A 17,004-nucleotide genomic window follows, 5' to 3' on the forward strand; every position below is an offset into this window, starting at 1 on the left:
GCGGCCGCTTCCCTTGTCCCGTTCACCGCATAAGGGGTTAATGAAACTCCCGAACGCCTGGTGAACGGAACAATGCCACCAAAGCCATATGCAACACCATCGCCGGATGGCGCGTAAACGCTTATCCGGCAAGGGCGGTTGCAGAGGTTACTCGGGGGCACCGCCGTCGCCCTGCGCGGAGGGCCATTTCCAGCCGCGGACTTCGGGTAAATCTTCCCCGTGTTCGCGCACGTAGCGGTGATGCTCGGCGATCTTCTCCGCCAGCTCATCCAGCACGGCGTCCGCTTTGCCTTGCAGGGAGGGGGTGCGCACAATCGCCTCTTGCGCCAGGTGGAAGCGGTCCAGCTCATTCATCACTGTCATATCGAACGGGGTGGTGGTGGTGCCTTCCTCCATAAACCCGCGCACGTGGAAATTGCCATGGTTATTGCGTGGGTAGGTGAGGCGATGGATCAGGCTCGGGTAGCCGTGGAAAGCAAAAATCACCGGTTTATCCGCCGTGAAGATGGCGTCAAACGCTTCATCGCTCAGGCCGTGCGGGTGCTGTTCTGCCGTTTGCAGCGCCATCAAATCGACAACGTTCACCACCTGAATGCGCAGATCCGGGAAGGAGTCGCGCAGCAGATCGACCGCCGCCAGCGTCTCCATCGTTGGCACATCACCGGCGCAGGCCATTACCACATCCGGGTCTTCACCTTCATCAACGGTGCCCGCCCAGTGCCAGATCCCCATACCCGCCGCACAGTGTTTCTGCGCCGCTTCAAGATTCAGCCACTGCGGCGCAGGCTGCTTACCGGCGACAATCACGTTAATGCGATCCCAGGTCTTCAGGCAGTGATCCGCCACGCAGAGCAGGGTGTTGGCATCGGGCGGCAGATAGACGCGCACAATATCGGCTTTCTTATTCACCACGTGGTCAATAAAACCGGGGTCCTGGTGGCTGTAACCGTTGTGATCCTGACGCCAGACGTGAGAAGAAAGCAGGTAGTTAAGGGATGAGATCGGCTCACGCCACGGCAATTTGCGCGTCACCTTCAGCCACTTGGCGTGCTGGTTAAACATCGAATCGACAATATGGATAAAGGCTTCATAGCAGTTAAATAGGCCGTGACGCCCGGTGAGCAGATAGCCTTCAAGCCAGCCCTGGCACTGATGTTCGCTGAGGATCTCCATCACCCGTCCATCGGCGGCAAGCTGCTCATCGTAGGGTTTGACCGGCTCCTGCCAGGTGCGGCTGGTGACATCAAACACTTTGCTTAAGCGGTTCGAGGCGGTCTCATCCGGGCCAAACAGACGGAAGTTATCGCGGTTGCGCTGGAAGATGCCAGCGAGATAAGCCCCGAGCGCGGCGGTCGATTCCGCCTGCGTCTCGCCGGGCGAGGTGACATCAACGGCGTAATCGGCAATCGCTGGCGTGTTCAGCTCGCGGCGCAGACGGCCGCCGTTGGCCCACGGGGTAGCGCCCATACGTTTGTCACCCTCCGGTGCCAGCGCGGCCAGCTCCGGGCGCAGCCGCCCCTGCTCATCAAACAGATCCTCAGGCTGATAGCTGCGCATCCACTCTTCGAGGATCTGCCGGTGGCCGTCATCTTCCCGGCAGGAGGAGACCGGCACCTGGTGCGCGCGCCAGAAGTCCTCCACTTTTTTACCATCCACCGTTTGCGGCCCGGTCCACCCTTTCGGGCTGCGCATAATAATCATCGGCCAGCGCGGTAAATCTTTAGCGGCTTCACCGCTCCGTGCCTGCTGCTGATAGTGGCGAATACGCTCCAGCGCCTGCTCAAGGGTCTGCGCCATCTGGCGATGCATCTTCTCTGGCTCATGACCGCTGACAATCAGCGGCTCGTAGCCGTAGCCGCGAAACAGATGCAGCAGATCCTCATCGCTGCTGCGTCCGAGAATGGTCGGGTTAGCGATTTTATAACCGTTGAGATGGAGGATCGGCAGCACCGCGCCATCGCGTGCGGCGTTGAGGAATTTAATACCGAACCAGCTCGACGCCAGCGGCCCGGTCTCCGCTTCGCCGTCGCCAATCACGCAGGCGGCAATCAGCGACGGGTTATCAAATACTGCGCCAAAGGCGTGGGAGAGAGAGTAACCCAGCTCGCCGCCTTCGTTAATCGACCCCGGCGTTTCCGGGGCGGCGTGGCTTGGAATGCCGCCCGGAAAGGAGAACTGGCGAAAGAGGGTTTTCATCCCCTGCGCGTCCTGGCTCACCTGCGGGTAGATCTCGCTGTAGCTCCCCTCAAGCCAGGTGTTCGCCACCATGCCCGGCCCGCCGTGCCCGGGGCCGCAGATGTAGATCATATCGAGATCGTGCTGGCGGATCGCCCGGTTGAGATGGGCATAGATAAAGTTCAGCCCCGGTGTGGTGCCCCAGTGGCCGAGCAGGCGCGGTTTGATATGTTCAGGCTTGAGCGGCTCGCGCAGCAGCGGGTTATCCATCAGGTAGATCTGCCCGACAGAGAGGTAGTTGGCCGCGCGCCAGTAGCGGTCGATTAGCTGTAGTTGATCATCGGGAAGTGAGGCGTATTGCGTCATGCGTTTCTCCGCGTCAGTGAAGTGAGTTCCTGTTAAGCCTGGCACAGATGCGGGAACCCTTTGCGTCACCTACGCTTAAAGCGTAACCGCACGCATAAGGATCCGAATGAAAACCGACACTCAGACTACCGCCGTGATTGATAAGCACGGCATTATCGGCAACCTGCGGACCTGCGCGCTGGTGACCGTTGAAGGGGCGATTGATTTTCTCTGCTGGCCCAATCTCGACAGCCCCTCCGTTTTTAGCTCGCTGCTTGATGCTAAACGGGGCGGCTACTTCTCCGTTGCGCCGTTGGGCGAGGGCTGGCGCGCCATTCAGCACTATTTGCCGGATACCAACGTGCTGCAAACCCGCTGGCTCTCGAATGAGACGATGGTGGAGCTGACGGACTTTATCGCCATCAACGAGGATGACGAAGCCAACCCGCTGATCGTGCGGCAAATCACCCTTGTGTATGGCGAGGCGACGATCAAGTTGCACTGCTCGCCGCGCTTCAATTACGCCAGCGACGTGCCGGAGGTGAAGGAGGATAAACGGGTTTATCACTTTAAGGGCAAGAAAGGCGCGGCGCTGACGCTGGCCTCATCCGAAACGTTGCAGGTGAAAAAAGGGCTCGTCGAAGGGGAGTTCAACCTGCGCGAGGGCGAAACGGCGACCTTTGTGCTCGGCGATAACAACCTGAAGCATGCGACGCTAAAACAGGTGGCGGCCCTGCGCCAGCGCACGCTCGCCTACTGGCAAAACTGGGTGGCGCAGAGCAAATACAGCGGCCGCTGGCGCGAAGCGGTAACCCGCTCTTCGCTGGTGCTGAAGCTGCTCACCTCTCAGCGCTACGGCTCGATTGCCGCGGCGGCGACCTTTGGCCTGCCGGAGCTGCCCGGCGGTGAGCGTAACTGGGATTACCGCGCCACCTGGCTGCGCGACGCCTCTTTCAGCTGCTATGCCTTGATCCGCTTAGGTTATGTCGAGGAGGCAAAGGCCTTCGGCGCATGGATTGGCAGCTGTATGGAGAACAGTAAGTTCGACCCGAAAAAGTTGCAGGTGATGTACCGGCTCGACAGTGGAACCGATCTCACCGAAGAGGAGCTACCGCACCTGGCTGGCTACCTCAACTCCCGGCCGGTGCGCAAAGGCAACGAAGCCTATAAACAGCTGCAACTCGATATCTACGGCGAACTGATGGACGCCGTCTATCTGACGACCAAATATGGTGACAACATCTCCCACCGCGCGTGGGGGCATGTTATGCGGTTGGTGGATTATGTCTGCGAAATCTGGGATTCACCCGATGCCGGTATCTGGGAGATGCGCGGCGAGCCGGAGAACTTTCTCTACTCGCGCCTGATGTGTTGGGTGGCGCTCGACCGCGCCCTGCGCCTGGGCGCCAAGCGGTCGCTCTCAATGCCGTTTGCCCGCTGGGAGGCGACGCGGCAGAAGATCCGCGACGATATCTGGAATAATTTCTGGAATGAGAAGCTCGGCCACTTCACCTCAACGCGCAACGGCAGCGATGTCGATGGCTCAATGCTGCTGATGCCGCTGTTTCGCTTTATCGGTGCCAAAGATCCGGACTGGCTGGCAACGCTCGACGCTATCCGCACAAAGTTAATGCGCGATGGCATGGTGCGGCGTTATTTGCAGGAGGAGACCCCGGCGGATTCATTGCAGGGGGAGGAGGGCTATTTTGCGCCATGCTCCTTCTGGTACGTCGAGTGCCTGGCGCGGGCAGATTTTGTCGATGAGGCGCGCATTGAGTTTGAGAAACTGCTGCACTACGCCAACCACCTTGGGCTGTACGCCGAGGAGTTTGATGAGCGCGGCTTCCCGCTCGGCAACTTCCCGCAGGCGTTGACGCATCTGGCGCTGATCAGCGCCGCGTTCTATTTGGATAAAAAGATGTCCGGGAATCAGCAAACCTGGCAGCCGTAAGGCTGCGGTTTACTGCGGGCCGTGAAAGGTGAGGGCGAAGCCCTGCTCCTGCCAGTGGGTAAACTGCTGCGACTGGCGCTGGGTCAGCGCTTTGCCCGTCCAGACCACCAACTGCTTTCCCGGGAAAAACTCCGGGTGCGGGGAGTCAAGTGGGTCGGCAAGCACATCCAGCGCCCAGCCCTGTTGCGACAGCCGCCAGGCTTCGAGCCACAGGCGCGTACGATCGTCATTGTTCCAGGCAATAAACAGCGCCTCTCTGCTTCCCTGCGGGCGACTAAGCGCCAGCTGGGTGACGGCAAAGTCGATCAGCACGCCGTCAAGCAGGCTTAAGATCACCCGCGCGGTATTCTGATCCCGCGCCAGCAGCAGGCGCACCGGCATAATCACCTCATCGATAAATTGATCGACGCTGTATTTACGCCCCATATCCAGCACCATGGCGCGTAGCCTGGCCGGGTTGACCTGGCGCAGGGTTGCCAGCAGATCCTCCTGCACCTTCGCCCAGCCTTGCTCATCGGCGGCGGGCGACTCATCCAGTAAGGCTTTTACTTTACTGACCGAGACGCCGCTTTCGATAAAGCGCTTGATCGCCTCAATGCGCAGAATGTCCGCCTCATCAAACTGACGATGGCCGCCCTCGCTGCGCTGGGGCTTTAGCAAACCGTAACGACGTTGCCATGCGCGAAGTGTGACGGGGTTAATTCCGCACCGTTCAGCCACTTCGCCAATACTGTAAAACGCCATGACTTCCTCGTAACCCCGATATACACCCGCAAAGCCTAGTTAAGCCTTGCAGGCTGTACAAGCACTTTGTACAGCTTTACTTAAGGAGCGATTAAGCATCGTCCTGTTTTTCTGGCCAGCAGACCGCTGGAATACCGTTGATATCCGGGCGCGCGAAGAGGTAGCCCTGGAACTGGGAGATACCCGCCGACTCCAGCCACATCCACTCTTCAGCTTTCTCGACACCGACGGCGGAGATCTGAATTTCAAGGGATGTACAACATTTGATGATCGCCTGCACAATCGCCTGGCGTGAGCCGCTCTTATGCACATCCTGAATCAGATCGCGGTTGATTTTGATGCGGTCCGGCTGGAACTGCGCCAGCAGCAGCAGGCCCGCAAAACCGGCGCCAAAGTGGTCAATCGCCACGCGGATCCCGGCACCTTTCAGCAACTTCACCGCTTTGGTGAACTCTTCCAGGCGCGAGATAATTTCGCTCTCGGTGAACTCAACGATAATCTGCTCCGGCACCAGGCCGTTAGACTCAATCTCGCGCAGGATAAACTCGACCGCGCCGGGCACTTCAACCAGCGTCATCGGCAGCAGGTTAACCGAAAGAGTCTGCGCGCCAATATCCAGCGCGGTGGCCATCGCGAACGCCACTTTCTTACTCTCAAGATCGGCTTTATAGAGCGCATCCCCCGTCAGGCCGTCAAAGTAGGCCTGCGGTGCATCGCCAGAAGGGGTACGCAGCAGGGCTTCAATCGCTACCACTTTGCGGGCGAAGGGATCGATCAGCGGCTGAAAGGCAAAGCGGCAGTCGGTGCTGGTGGCGGCAACGGACGCGGGCAGGGTGACGGCGCTACCGTCGGGCACGAACTCCCACTCGTCACCGACCGGGATCTCAAAGTAGTTCTCTTTCTCGCCCTCTTCGACAAAGGTCTGGAAGAACTGCAGCGCGCGGTCGTCATAAATAAGCTGGTATTTCGAGGTGCCTTTATCCAGCACCGTTTGCAGCACCTCTTCACGGTCGTAGGCGCGCAGATCAAACAGCTCCATCCCGGCTTTACCAAAGCGTCGTGACGGCGCGTAGTCGCGCAGCAGCTCCACAACGTTAAAGTGGCGCTCATCATTGCAGATGGCGTCGTAAATCGGATCCAGCGTCTCTTCCGGCCCTTCAAGCAGCTGGAAGAAGTGGGTGCCATTAAACAGCAGAATGCCGGTGACGTTGGCCTGGCTGTTTTTTTGATTGGCTGCTTCAACCATCCCTTCAAGCATCGAAAACGATACGTTGTCGCGAAAATGGCTGCGGTAAATAAGGGTGGTGAGCATAAGCGTTCCGAAAGGGATGAATGAGCGCTCACACTACCAGATGCAATCTGCCTCGTCTTCTTTGATTTAGCAGAGAATTATGCTTTTTATGCCGCTTGTACACGCGGCTTTTCAGCTTGTACAAGCTTGGTCAACGGCGTAAAAATTTTGCTGGTTATAATCACCTGATAAATATAAAGATTGTGAAATATTCATTAGATGGCTAACAAACTTGTACAATTACTATGTACAAAACGCCGTTTTTTGTATAACTTTAACGTTACTTTAACAAGTTAATGGATTATTTGAGGAGTGACATATGCAGCAGAACGGTTATTTTCCGAACACAGCTAATGCCATTACCCGCTATTTCAACAAGGCATCACTCCCGACTCAGCAGCAGACGCTGGGACAGATCGCTGTTGAAATCCTGAGTGAAGGACGCAACCTGAACCGCAAGGCAATTTGTACTAAATTGCTGAGCCGTCTGGAGCAGGCTTCTGGTCCGGAAGAGGAGAGCCACTATCACACGCTGATTGGCCTGCTTTTCGATCGCTAACAGAGTTTGACCAACGGCAATACTTTTGGCTTTTGAGTCAATTCTCGCGGGGTGATGAAGCGCTTCATGCGCGTGCAGAAAAGTTAATCGTCCCCAAGGGAGAATTGGCTTCATGCCGCAATTGCAGTTCGGCAAGTAGCGGCAACCCGAGATGCAGTTATGAATAGTAGTGAAATAGAGCAACTTACAGATGAACTTATCGGAGTGGCAGTATTGTCACTTCTGAAAGATAACTCACCCATCAGCACACGTGCGCTGATTAACCGGCTGCGGTCGATGGAGACCAGCGAGCAGGACGTTCAGCGGCGGCAGATGCTGGGGCGGATTATTGCTGAAATCAGCAACAATAATTTTGCCTCATTGAAGCGCGACAAAGGAAGCGATCGCGATGAGTGGGATGAGCAGAGCAGGGATAACGTTTTCCAGCTGTTTGGCGACAACACCGCCGGCAGTTCGAAAAAACATTAACAGACACGGTTATTATCACTAAAAAATGGGGTAAACGATGAGCCAGGTTTTGCTGGATTCACACGAATATGAAAATTTGCCTGATCTCTCGCTTGCTGAGTATTTTCGCAGCGGCGGCGAGACGCTCGCAGAGGAGTCTGTGGTACTGGGCGCGGCGATTCGTGGTGTTATGGCAGCCGGTGAACGTATTACCCACAAGGCCTTGATCCTGGAGTTGATCAAGATGATCGAGACCACAGAGGATGTGGTGAAAAGCGATATTGTACGCCACACCCTGGAAATCGTTGTACACCATACAACGGACGATATTTAACCGTACTGGCATCACCTGCTCTGACACAAAATCCACGCTCCGGCGTGGATTTTTTTTTGCTATTTCACTATCGATGAAATAGTGTCGACAGGCTTATTAACATGCCATCACGGAGGATAGTATGGCCAAAAAATTAGTGCAGATTCACTTCGATTTTAACGGCCCATTTGGCGATGAGATGTCGCAGCAGCTGGTGGAACTTGCCGAATCAATCAATCAGGAGCCGGGCTTTTTATGGAAAGTGTGGACCGAGAATGCGCTCGCTCAGGAAGCGGGAGGGATCTATCTCTTCGACAGCGAAGCGAATGCGCAGCGCTATATGGATAAACATATGGAGCGGTTAAAACAGTTTGGCGCCACCAACATCACCGTCAAACTGTTTGACGTTAATGAACCCCTGACACGGCTGAATCACGGCCAACTGGGGTAACGCTTTTCGCGCGCAGGCAGGCTTGTTGCCCGCGCGCTGTTTTAGCCTCTGCCAGCATTCAAAGGTCATCGAGGCAGATTTCGCCCTGTGTGCAGGTATGCTGGAGGATCATCTGGTAGAAGATGGTGAAATCAGGTGCCACTTTGTAGAGGTTGCCGCACTCTTGCTGTTCAGCAATATCAAATTGCTGGATATCATCTTCACAATGCAGATGCGTTCTGTCCCAGTAGTAAACGCCTTCACGACCCGCTCCATTCATCAACACGAAGTAGTTACCGCCTGGATCGTCGCCAATCAACAACGCGTCCGACAGATAGTCGAGCTCCTCCAGAAACTCATCATTGTTATACTTCAGGTCGTAGTACTTATTGCGCGTATCTATGCCAAACAGCGCTGAAAACGCCACTTCTCCTCGATCAACGCCGTGATAAGGCAGATTGCAGTAGTCGGGACTCTTTACTACCAGTCCGTTTTTCTGTTGCAGAAAATCCAGATAATCTTCGGGCGCGCTAAAGTTGAAGGTCGTCAGCAGTGGCAAGATGGCATTTTTTGCTGCCGGTTTTCCATATGAGAGAGGCATTGTTGCTCCTGGTATAGGTTTGCAATGTTTTATATGAGAGTAGATTCAGACTGCCGGTTAGCGACTGCCATCCATACGTGCTGGTGGTGGATCGGCGGAGACAAGAATGTAGTGTTTACGCGCAACCGGCCGCCAGATGCCGCGCGGATCGCCGACAAAGGGAAACCTGAAAAAGGGCCGCTCGGCGATTTCAACCCGCCATGTGGTATCGCCAATAAAGCTGAATTCAACCGCCTGCGCAAACAGTGTTAAATCTTCAAAGCTACCGGTGGTATACGCCCCGCCGAGCGTCAGGATCTCCTTCACGCCCTGCTGACGATCGATTAAGACAATCAGCAGCGCCTCTTCAAACGGGGCATCATCGGTAAGAAGCAGTAACAGCCGGGATTCATCTACCCCGATAGCCGCTTCAATCCACTGCGCAGGCACTGTAAAGCCGGTTGCGCGACCATCAATCACCACCTCATGGGCGGCAGGCCTCGAGGTGGTTGCCGGGTGAATCAGATGCAGAGTGACGTTATGCAGCGGTTTAAACATAGTGGCCCTGAATGTGATTTATCCTGTTATATGCCAGTAAGATGCAAAGCCTGCGTCGGGCGCGGTTTCTTATGCGCAACCGTAACGATTATAATCGAGCATCAAATTGTGAGCTCAGGCTGGTGGCAGCACGCTGCCGGGCGAGAGTACTCCACTCTAACGGAAAAGAGATCGCCGTTGTGCCGAAAGAAATCGTGACTTAATTGTGTTTTGGTCACATTTTGTTGGTCAGGGTGAAATAAGGTGAGCGGAAAAAAATGCCAAAAGAGATGAACATCAATGCAGTACGCGGCCCGTCGGATCACTCGGTTCGCGATCAGGTTGTTGAGGCAGCCACCGAGCACTTCGGCCACTTTGGTTACGAAAAAACCACCGTTTCCGATCTCGCGAAAGCGATTGGTTTTTCCAAAGCCTATATCTATAAATTTTTCGATTCCAAGCAGGCGATAGGCGAAGTGATATGCGCGAACCGCCTGGCGATGATGATGGATATCGTCAACGCCGCTATTGCGGATGCGCCGAGCGCGTCGGAACAACTTCGCCGGCTGTTCAACGCCGTGGTGCAAGCAGGCAGCGATCTCTTCTTTCACGATCGCAAACTGTATGACATTGCTGCCGTTGCCGCGCGTGACAAATGGCCCTCCGCGCAGGCGCACGAGCAGCGTCTGCGCCAGCTCATTGAGCAGATCGTCAAAGCGGGACGCGAGGCAGGAGAGTTTGAGCGTAAAACACCTCTTGATGAAGCCGCGGATGCCATCTACCTGGTGATGCGTCCCTATATCAGCCCCGTTCAGTTGCAGTACAACCTGGAGACGGCACCGGCTGCCGCTGTTTTCCTCTCTTCGCTGATCCTGAGAAGCCTTGCGCCTTGAGTTGTGACTATTGACAAAATTGGTCACTAGTTTAAAAATGCGGTTCCACTCCTCTTCATTGTTTAAGGGAACCCATGCTCAGGCCCAATCCTGCCACCTTAGCTATTTGCCTCTTGCCGCTGGCGATTGTCGCCTGCGGTGACAATGGCAACAGCGACGATCCCCGAACCCAGCCGCCGCTGGTGAGAACTGCCCCTGTCATGAGTGCGGTCGATAACGCCCGCGCGTTTACGGGTACCGTCGTGGCGAGAATTCAAAGCGACCTTGGTTTTCGTGTGCCGGGCAAAGTTCTTGAGCGCCTTGTCGATACCGGCCAGACGGTCACGCGCGGCCAGCCGTTAATGCGTCTCGACCCCGCCGACTTAAGCCTGCAGGCGGTCAGCGCTGCCCAGGCGGTAAGTGCAGCTCAGGCCAGGGTCAGACAGGCGGCGAGTGATGAAGCGCGCTACCGCAGCCTGGTTACCACGGGCGCGGTGTCGGCCTCTGCCTACGATCAGGTCAAAGCGGCCGCAGAGACGGCGCGGGCCGATCTGAAAGCGGCGCAGGCGCAGGCCAGCGTGGCGCAAAATGCGATGCATTATGCCGTGCTGCTGGCGGATGGCGATGGGGTGGTGATGGCGACGCTGGCGGAGCCGGGCCAGGTGGTCAGCGCCGGGCAGGCGGTGGTCAGGCTGGCCCGTTCCGGGCAGCGTGAAGCGATTGTCCAGCTCCCGGAAACCCTACGCCCGTCGCTCGGCAGCCGGGCGCAGGCCACGCTGTATGGGCGTGCTGGTCAGGCTGTCCCGGCGACGTTGCGACTGCTGTCGGATGCGGCGGATCCGCTGACGCGCACCTTCGAGGCAAGGTATGTGCTGCAGGGCGCGCTGGCAAGCGCACCGCTTGGAGCCACCGTCACGCTCAACATTACCGAAGGTTTGTCAGCCAAGCCGTTACTGCAGGTGCCGCTGGCTGCCGTTTATGACGCGGGAAAAGGGCCGGGTGTCTGGGAAGTGTCAGGCAAACCCGCCCGGGTGAGCTGGCAGCCGGTAGAGGTGGTGAATATCACCGATGATGCCGCACGGGTGATGGGAAATTTGCAACCCGGCGAGCCTGTGGTCGCGCTGGGTGCGCATTTGCTGCATGAGGGTGAGGCGGTGCGACAGGCGAAGCAGAGCGACAGCGAAATCGCAGGGAGTCGCCCATGAGCGGCGGCAGTTTTAATCTCTCCGCGATTGCCGTGCGCGAGCGCGCTATTACGCTGTTTCTGATTATCCTCATTACTATCGCCGGGAGTGTCTCCTTCTTAAAACTGGGGCGGGCCGAGGATCCGCCGTTTACCGTCAAGCAGATGACCATTATCTCTGCCTGGCCCGGTGCGACAGCGCAGGAGATGCAGGATCAGGTAGCGGAACCGCTGGAAAAACGGCTGCAGGAGTTGCAATGGTATGACCGGACTGAGACCTATACGCGTCCCGGTCTTGCTTTCACCATGCTCTCCCTTCAGGACAGTACGCCACCTTCCCTGGTTCAGGAGGAGTTCTACCAGGCGCGTAAAAAAGTGGGCGATGAAGCTAAAAACCTGCCTGCCGGGGTAATCGGCCCGCTGGTCAATGATGAGTTCTCGGATGTCACGTTTGCGCTGTTTGCGCTGAAGGCCAAAGGCGAGCCGCAGCGCCTGCTGGTGCGGGATGCCGAGTCGCTGCGCCAGCGGTTGCTCCACGTTCCCGGCATTAAAAAGGTCAATATCATCGGCGAGCAGGCGGAACGCATCTTTATCTCCTTCTCTCACGACCGGCTGGCGACGCTCGGCATCTCCGCGCAGGATATTTTCGCCGCGCTCAACGACCAGAATGTGCTGACGCCGGCTGGCTCCATCGATACCCGCGGGCCGCAGGTCTTTATTCGCCTCGACGGCGCGTTTGATACGCTGGAGAAAATCCGGCAAACGCCGCTGGTGGCGCAGGGACGAACGCTGAAGCTTGCCGATGTCGCCACGGTTGAACGCGGTTATGAGGATCCGGCAACCTTTCTGGTGCGCAATCAGGGGGAACCCGCGCTGCTGCTGGGTGTGGTCATGCGCGAGGGCTGGAACGGCCTGGCGCTGGGCGAGGCGCTTGATAAAGAAGCCGCCAGCATTAATGCCGGGATGCCGCTTGGAATGTCATTGACCAAAGTAACCGATCAGTCAGTGAACATCAGTTCCGCCGTGGATGAGTTCATGATCAAGTTCTTTGTGGCGCTGCTGGTGGTGATGGTGGTCTGCTTCCTTAGCATGGGCTGGCGCGTGGGCGTCGTGGTGGCCGCCGCGGTGCCGCTGACGCTGGCCGTTGTCTTTGTGATCATGGAAGCGACGGGCAAGAACTTCGATCGCATTACGCTCGGCTCGCTGATTCTGGCCCTCGGTTTGCTGGTAGATGACGCCATTATCGCCATCGAGATGATGGTGGTGAAAATGGAGGAGGGCTACGACCGCATCAAGGCTTCCGCCTATGCCTGGAGCCATACCGCCGCGCCCATGCTGGCGGGCACGCTGGTAACGGCTATCGGCTTTATGCCCAACGGTTTCGCCCACTCCACCGCCGGGGAATATACCAGCAATATGTTCTGGATCGTCGGCATTGCGTTGATTGCCTCGTGGGTAGTGGCGGTGGTCTTTACGCCCTACCTGGGCGTCAAAATGTTGCCCGCGATAAAACCGATTGAAGGGGGGCATGCGGCGATCTACAACACCCGTCGCTATAACCAGTTCCGTGGGCTGCTGGCACGTGTGATTGCTGCGAAATGGCTGGTGGCAGGCTCGGTGGTTGTACTGTTTACCGTTGCCATTCTGGGGATGGGGCTGGTGAAGAAACAGTTTTTCCCCACCTCCGATCGCCCGGAAGTGCTGGTGGAAGTGCAGATGCCTTACGCCACTTCCATTGCGCAAACCAGCGCCACAACGGCGAAAATCGAGGCGTGGCTCAGGCAGCAGAAAGAGGCGGAAATTGTCACTTCCTATATTGGCCAGGGCTCACCGCGCTTTTATCTGGCGATGGCGCCGGAGCTGCCCGATCCTTCGTTTGCCAAAATTGTGGTTCGCACCGGCAGCCAACAGGCGCGCGAAGCGCTTAAGTTTCGGCTTCGTCACGCCGTGGCGGATGGTCTGGCGCCGGAGGCGCGCGTTCGAGTCACCCAACTAGTGTTTGGACCCTATTCACCCTATCCGGTGGCCTTTCGCGTGATGGGACCGGATCCCCAGGTATTACGTGACATTGCCGATAAAGTGAAAACGGTGATGCAGGCCAGCCCGATGATGAGAACGGTTAATACGGACTGGGGCGCACGGGTGCCGACGCTACACTTCACGCTTGATCAGGATCGCCTGCAAGCGGTGGGGCTGACCTCCAGCGCCGCGGCCCGCCAGCTTCAGTTTCTGCTTACCGGCGTGCCGATTACTTCGGTGCGGGAGAATATCCGTGCCGTGGAGGTCATTGGCCGTGCGGCCGGGGATATTCGGCTTGATCCGGGTAAGATCGCCGGTTTCACGCTGGTCGGCTCGGCCGGTCAGCGCATTCCGCTGTCGCAGGTCGGGGAGGCTGAGGTGCGCATGGAAGAGCCGCTGCTGCGCCGCCGCGATCGGGTGCCGACCATTACCGTGCGGGGTGATATTGCTGAATCCCTGCAGCCGCCGGATGTCTCCACCGCCATGATGCAGCAACTGCAGCCAGTGATTGCCGCGCTGCCGGACGGGTATCAGATTGAACAGGCGGGCTCGATTGAGGAGTCCGGCAAAGCCACCAAAGCGATGGCACCGCTCTTTCCGATTATGATCGCCATGACGCTGCTGATCATCATTTTGCAGGTACGTTCACTCTCTGCGATGGTGATGGTGTTTATGACCGCGCCGCTGGGGCTGGTCGGCGTGGTACCGACGCTGCTGCTCTTCCATCAACCCTTTGGTATCAATGCGCTGGTGGGGCTGATTGCCTTGTCCGGGATTTTGATGCGTAACACGCTGATTCTGATTGGGCAAATTCACCACAACGAGCGGGAGGGGCTGGCACCGTTCGACGCGGTGATTGAAGCGACGGTACAGCGTGCAAGGCCGGTGCTGCTCACGGCGCTGGCGGCGATCCTCGCCTTTATCCCGCTGACGCATTCGGTCTTCTGGGGAACTCTGGCCTACACGCTGATCGGTGGAACACTCGGGGGCACCATTATCACGCTGGTGTTCCTGCCAGCGATGTATGCCATCTGGTATCGCATTAACCGCCCCGATTCGCATGAAGAGAAGAGGGCAGTGGGTTAACGCCGTTCCAGCATGGAATCACGCAGCAAAAACGGGCTGGCAACCCGCGTGGTCTGCTTATGTTCACTACCGTTAATAATATGCAGGGCGCTCAGGCGCCCGATCTCATAATGCGGGAGCTGCACCGTTGCAAGGGAGGGCAGGAACAGCTCGCCGATGCCCACCATATTGTCGTAGCCAACCACTGCCACATCCTGCGGAATGCGCAGCCCCTGCGCGAGTAACGTTTGATACACCATGAACGCAATGCGGTCGTTGCCGCATATCACCGAATCGAACTGCGGCTTTTGCGCGTGGATATGCGCCAGCACCTGCGCCGGAATGTCACGGTAATGCTCGTCACCCTGCGCCATATAGAGATGAGTCAGGCCGTCCGGGTTAACCCCGGCTTCACGGCAGGCACGCTCCAGCCCTTTACGCCGACGCGCGGTGGCAAGCAGCGGTTCGGGCAGATGCAGACAAAGGGGCTGGCGATAACCCGCCTCCAGCAGGGCTTTTACCGCGCTGTACTGGCCCTGCTCATCGTCGGGAATATAGCTGGCGACCGGATGGTGCAGGCTTTCGCAGTTGGCGAGCACGCAGGGCAGGGTAAGCAGCTTGGCGGGCAGCGGCACCTGGCGCAGCCCCATGGTGGTGTAGATAATGCCGTCCGGCCGGTGGGAGAGCAGCAGATCAACAATCGCATCCGGGTTGTCGTCGGTGAACATATTCATTACGAAGCTGTTCCAGCCGTGTGCGCGTGCGGTCTCTTCAATCGATAAGGTAATTTCCACCGAGAAGGGCGTGGTGACGGTATCCAGCGCCAGCACGCCGATAGTTTTCGGCGAGGCGTGTGCACCGCGGATCTTTTTCGCTGAGAGATCCGGGACATAATTGGTCTGCTCAATCGCCGCCTGCACCCGCGCCAGCGTCTCCGGCTTGAGGCGTTGCGGGCTGTTGAGCGCGCGCGAGACCGTCATCAGCGAAACATTCGCCAGCTTTGCTACATCCTTCAGAGACGCCATATCTGTTACTCCATGCGGGCTTACTCGCGCAATCACTGCGGCCAGAGAGGGCGCTATCGTAACGTATTTATGGTGCCGTCACAGGCGCGGAGTTTGATCTCCCTCTCACTCCTGCTATGTTAACGTTAACTCTTGTGATTAACATCATGAATCTCAGCAGAACTGCAGGAGTGATACTGGATGTTAACGTTATCATCGTTGCATAACTCCAACATGAGACTGTCATGATGAAAACCCATCACGCTCACAGCTACCCACTGCTCAGTGCCTTACTGTTCTTCTTTTTCGTCACCTGGTCCGCTTCCGGCTCGCTGCTCTCCATCTGGCTTCATCAGGAGGTGGGGCTGAAAGCGGGGGATACCGGGATCATCTATGCCGTGCTCTCCGTCTCCGCGCTGTTTGCGCAGATCTGTTATGGCTTTATTCAGGACAAGCTGGGCCTGCGCAAAAACCTGCTCTGGTATCTGACCGCCATGCTGGCGCTCTCCGGCCCGGCCTTCTTACTGTTTGGCTATCTGTTACAGATCAACATCCTGCTCGGCAGCGTGTTTGGCGGCATCTATATCGGCTTAACCTTTAACGGCGGCATCGGGGTGCTGGAGTCCTATACCGAGCGCGTCGCTCGCCAGAGCCAGTTTGAGTTTGGTAAAGCACGGATGTGGGGATCTCTCGGCTGGGCGGTAGCGACCTTTTTTGCCGGTCTGCTGTTTAATATCAACCCGAAACTCAACTTCGCGGTGGCAAGCGTATCCGGGCTGGTCTTCTTTGTGCTGCTGGCGCGCTTAAAAGTCTCCTCTGCGCCTCACGCGATGCAGGAGGCGGTGAGCGGCGGGAAGGTAACACTCGCCGATGCGCTCGGTTTACTGACGCTGCCGCGTTTCTGGGCACTGGTGCTGTTTGTGATTGGCACCTGTATTTATGGCGTCTACGACCAGCAGTTCCCGGTCTATTTCTCGTCGCAGTTCCCGACGTTGCAGGAAGGCAACGCCATGTATGGCTACCTCAATTCGTTCCAGGTGTTTCTTGAAGCGGCGGGCATGTTCTGCGCGCCGTGGCTGGTGAACAGGATTGGCGCAAAGAACGGCCTGATTTTCGCGGGCATGGTGATGGCAATGCGCATGGTCGCCTCCGGGCTGGTGGAGGGGCCGCTGCTTATCTCCATCACCAAACTGCTGCACGCCGTCGAGTTGCCGATCCTGCTGGTGGCGATCTTTAAGTACAACAGCCTGCACTTCGATAAACGCCTCTCCTCAACCCTCTACCTGGTGGGCTTCGCCTGTACCAGCTCGGTGATCGCCTCGGTGCTGTCGCCGCTGGCGGGCTACAGCTATGAGAAATATGGCTTTGCCCAGTCCTATCTGATCATGGGGCTGCTGGTCTTCGCCACCACCTTTATCTCTATCTTCCTGTTGCGTTCCGGTAAGTCATCTTCTGACCCGCTGATGCCGCAACCCTCCGCCATTTAACC

General features: G+C 57.3%; 15 protein-coding genes. 9 read left to right on the plus strand and 6 right to left on the minus strand.

The genetic code is table 11. The annotated features are described in order from the left end of the window. Positions 1-147: 147 nt before the first annotated feature. A complete protein-coding gene (locus IAE50_RS16390) occupies positions 148-2,541 on the minus strand; it encodes a phosphoketolase (protein WP_200580722.1) in 2,394 nt (797 codons plus the stop codon). Positions 2,542-2,647: 106 nt separating this feature from the next. Here IAE50_RS16390 and IAE50_RS16395 point away from each other — a divergent pair, with 106 nt between their 5' ends. After that, positions 2,648-4,471 (plus strand): glycoside hydrolase family 15 protein, encoded by a 1,824-nt coding sequence (locus tag IAE50_RS16395; RefSeq protein ID WP_200135260.1) that lies wholly within the window; start codon positions 2,648-2,650, stop codon positions 4,469-4,471. A 9-nt stretch (positions 4,472-4,480) separates the two neighbouring features. Here IAE50_RS16395 and IAE50_RS16400 read toward each other — a convergent pair whose 3' ends face one another. After that, positions 4,481-5,215: a MerR family transcriptional regulator gene (locus IAE50_RS16400; protein WP_094419713.1), complete on the minus strand. Its 735-nt coding sequence runs from the start codon at positions 5,213-5,215 to the stop codon at positions 4,481-4,483. A gap of 91 nt (positions 5,216-5,306) precedes the next feature. Continuing rightward, a complete protein-coding gene (locus IAE50_RS16405) occupies positions 5,307-6,527 on the minus strand; it encodes a diguanylate phosphodiesterase (protein ID WP_200580723.1) in 1,221 nt (406 codons plus the stop codon). 298 nt (positions 6,528-6,825) lie between these two features. Here IAE50_RS16405 and ycgZ point away from each other — a divergent pair, with 298 nt between their 5' ends. The 4 genes from ycgZ to IAE50_RS16425 all read left to right on the plus strand — a co-directional run bounded on the left by ycgZ (position 6,826) and on the right by IAE50_RS16425 (position 8,276). Continuing rightward, the gene (ycgZ, locus tag IAE50_RS16410) at positions 6,826-7,065 is read left to right on the plus strand and encodes a regulatory protein YcgZ (RefSeq protein WP_023478790.1); all 240 of its coding nucleotides are present in this window, start codon (positions 6,826-6,828) and stop codon (positions 7,063-7,065) included. 204 nt (positions 7,066-7,269) lie between these two features. Beyond that, positions 7,270-7,533, plus strand: a complete 264-nt coding sequence (locus IAE50_RS16415; RefSeq protein WP_232045435.1) for a hypothetical protein — start codon at positions 7,270-7,272, stop codon at positions 7,531-7,533. Between the two features lie 37 nt (positions 7,534-7,570). Then, positions 7,571-7,846 (plus strand): biofilm development regulator YmgB/AriR family protein, encoded by a 276-nt coding sequence (locus IAE50_RS16420; protein ID WP_023478767.1) that lies wholly within the window; start codon positions 7,571-7,573, stop codon positions 7,844-7,846. A 121-nt stretch (positions 7,847-7,967) separates the two neighbouring features. Further along, a complete protein-coding gene (locus tag IAE50_RS16425; protein ID WP_200580724.1) occupies positions 7,968-8,276 on the plus strand; it encodes a monooxygenase in 309 nt (102 codons plus the stop codon). Positions 8,277-8,334: 58 nt separating this feature from the next. Here IAE50_RS16425 and IAE50_RS16430 read toward each other — a convergent pair whose 3' ends face one another. Both IAE50_RS16430 and IAE50_RS16435 read right to left on the minus strand, forming a co-directional pair. Continuing rightward, complete coding sequence (locus tag IAE50_RS16430; protein WP_200135263.1) at positions 8,335-8,856, minus strand: SMI1/KNR4 family protein; 522 nt, start codon at positions 8,854-8,856, stop codon at positions 8,335-8,337. Positions 8,857-8,913: 57 nt separating this feature from the next. Beyond that, positions 8,914-9,393 (minus strand): hypothetical protein, encoded by a 480-nt coding sequence (locus tag IAE50_RS16435; RefSeq protein ID WP_200580725.1) that lies wholly within the window; start codon positions 9,391-9,393, stop codon positions 8,914-8,916. Positions 9,394-9,650: 257 nt separating this feature from the next. Here IAE50_RS16435 and IAE50_RS16440 point away from each other — a divergent pair, with 257 nt between their 5' ends. The 3 genes from IAE50_RS16440 to IAE50_RS16450 all read left to right on the plus strand — a co-directional run bounded on the left by IAE50_RS16440 (position 9,651) and on the right by IAE50_RS16450 (position 14,532). After that, positions 9,651-10,265 (plus strand): TetR/AcrR family transcriptional regulator, encoded by a 615-nt coding sequence (locus IAE50_RS16440; protein WP_200135265.1) that lies wholly within the window; start codon positions 9,651-9,653, stop codon positions 10,263-10,265. 74 nt (positions 10,266-10,339) lie between these two features. Next, a complete protein-coding gene (locus tag IAE50_RS16445; RefSeq protein ID WP_200580726.1) occupies positions 10,340-11,449 on the plus strand; it encodes an efflux RND transporter periplasmic adaptor subunit in 1,110 nt (369 codons plus the stop codon). Beyond that, positions 11,446-14,532, plus strand: coding sequence for an efflux RND transporter permease subunit (locus IAE50_RS16450; RefSeq protein ID WP_200580727.1), 3,087 nt, complete (start codon positions 11,446-11,448; stop codon positions 14,530-14,532). Before IAE50_RS16445 ends, IAE50_RS16450 begins: the two co-directional genes overlap by 4 nt. On the opposite strand, the gene IAE50_RS16455 is transcribed toward IAE50_RS16450, so the two are convergent. Then, the gene (locus IAE50_RS16455) at positions 14,529-15,536 is read right to left on the minus strand and encodes a LacI family DNA-binding transcriptional regulator (protein ID WP_200580728.1); all 1,008 of its coding nucleotides are present in this window, start codon (positions 15,534-15,536) and stop codon (positions 14,529-14,531) included. The two genes, IAE50_RS16450 and IAE50_RS16455, sit on opposite strands and share 4 nt — an antisense overlap. Before the next feature lie 224 nt (positions 15,537-15,760). On the opposite strand from IAE50_RS16455, the gene IAE50_RS16460 reads away from it, so the two are divergent. After that, positions 15,761-17,002 carry an MFS transporter gene (locus IAE50_RS16460; protein ID WP_200580729.1) on the plus strand — a complete coding sequence of 414 codons (1,242 nt, stop codon included), beginning with the start codon at positions 15,761-15,763 and terminating at the stop codon, positions 17,000-17,002. Positions 17,003-17,004: the final 2 nt, after the last annotated feature.

Origin of the sequence: Kosakonia sp. S42 (assembly GCF_016624785.1) — a bacterium.
GTDB lineage: Bacteria > Pseudomonadota > Gammaproteobacteria > Enterobacterales > Enterobacteriaceae > Kosakonia > Kosakonia cowanii.

Excerpts from the sequence above, each read along its gene's own strand:
- IAE50_RS16440 (WP_200135265.1), top strand. The coding sequence starts at position 9,651 with ATGCCAAAAGAGATGAACATCAATGCAGTACGCGGCCCGTCGGATCAC.
- IAE50_RS16445 (WP_200580726.1), top strand. The coding sequence starts at position 10,340 with ATGCTCAGGCCCAATCCTGCCACCTTAGCTATTTGCCTCTTGCCGCTG.
- IAE50_RS16405 (WP_200580723.1), bottom strand. The coding sequence starts at position 6,527 with ATGCTCACCACCCTTATTTACCGCAGCCATTTTCGCGACAACGTATCG.
- IAE50_RS16430 (WP_200135263.1), bottom strand. The coding sequence starts at position 8,856 with ATGCCTCTCTCATATGGAAAACCGGCAGCAAAAAATGCCATCTTGCCA.
- IAE50_RS16460 (WP_200580729.1), top strand. The coding sequence starts at position 15,761 with ATGATGAAAACCCATCACGCTCACAGCTACCCACTGCTCAGTGCCTTA.
- IAE50_RS16390 (WP_200580722.1), bottom strand. The coding sequence starts at position 2,541 with ATGACGCAATACGCCTCACTTCCCGATGATCAACTACAGCTAATCGAC.
- IAE50_RS16435 (WP_200580725.1), bottom strand. The coding sequence starts at position 9,393 with ATGTTTAAACCGCTGCATAACGTCACTCTGCATCTGATTCACCCGGCA.
- IAE50_RS16395 (WP_200135260.1), top strand. The coding sequence starts at position 2,648 with ATGAAAACCGACACTCAGACTACCGCCGTGATTGATAAGCACGGCATT.
- IAE50_RS16420 (WP_023478767.1), top strand. The coding sequence starts at position 7,571 with ATGAGCCAGGTTTTGCTGGATTCACACGAATATGAAAATTTGCCTGAT.
- IAE50_RS16425 (WP_200580724.1), top strand. The coding sequence starts at position 7,968 with ATGGCCAAAAAATTAGTGCAGATTCACTTCGATTTTAACGGCCCATTT.
- ycgZ (WP_023478790.1), top strand. The coding sequence starts at position 6,826 with ATGCAGCAGAACGGTTATTTTCCGAACACAGCTAATGCCATTACCCGC.
- IAE50_RS16455 (WP_200580728.1), bottom strand. The coding sequence starts at position 15,536 with ATGGCGTCTCTGAAGGATGTAGCAAAGCTGGCGAATGTTTCGCTGATG.
- IAE50_RS16450 (WP_200580727.1), top strand. The coding sequence starts at position 11,446 with ATGAGCGGCGGCAGTTTTAATCTCTCCGCGATTGCCGTGCGCGAGCGC.
- IAE50_RS16400 (WP_094419713.1), bottom strand. The coding sequence starts at position 5,215 with ATGGCGTTTTACAGTATTGGCGAAGTGGCTGAACGGTGCGGAATTAAC.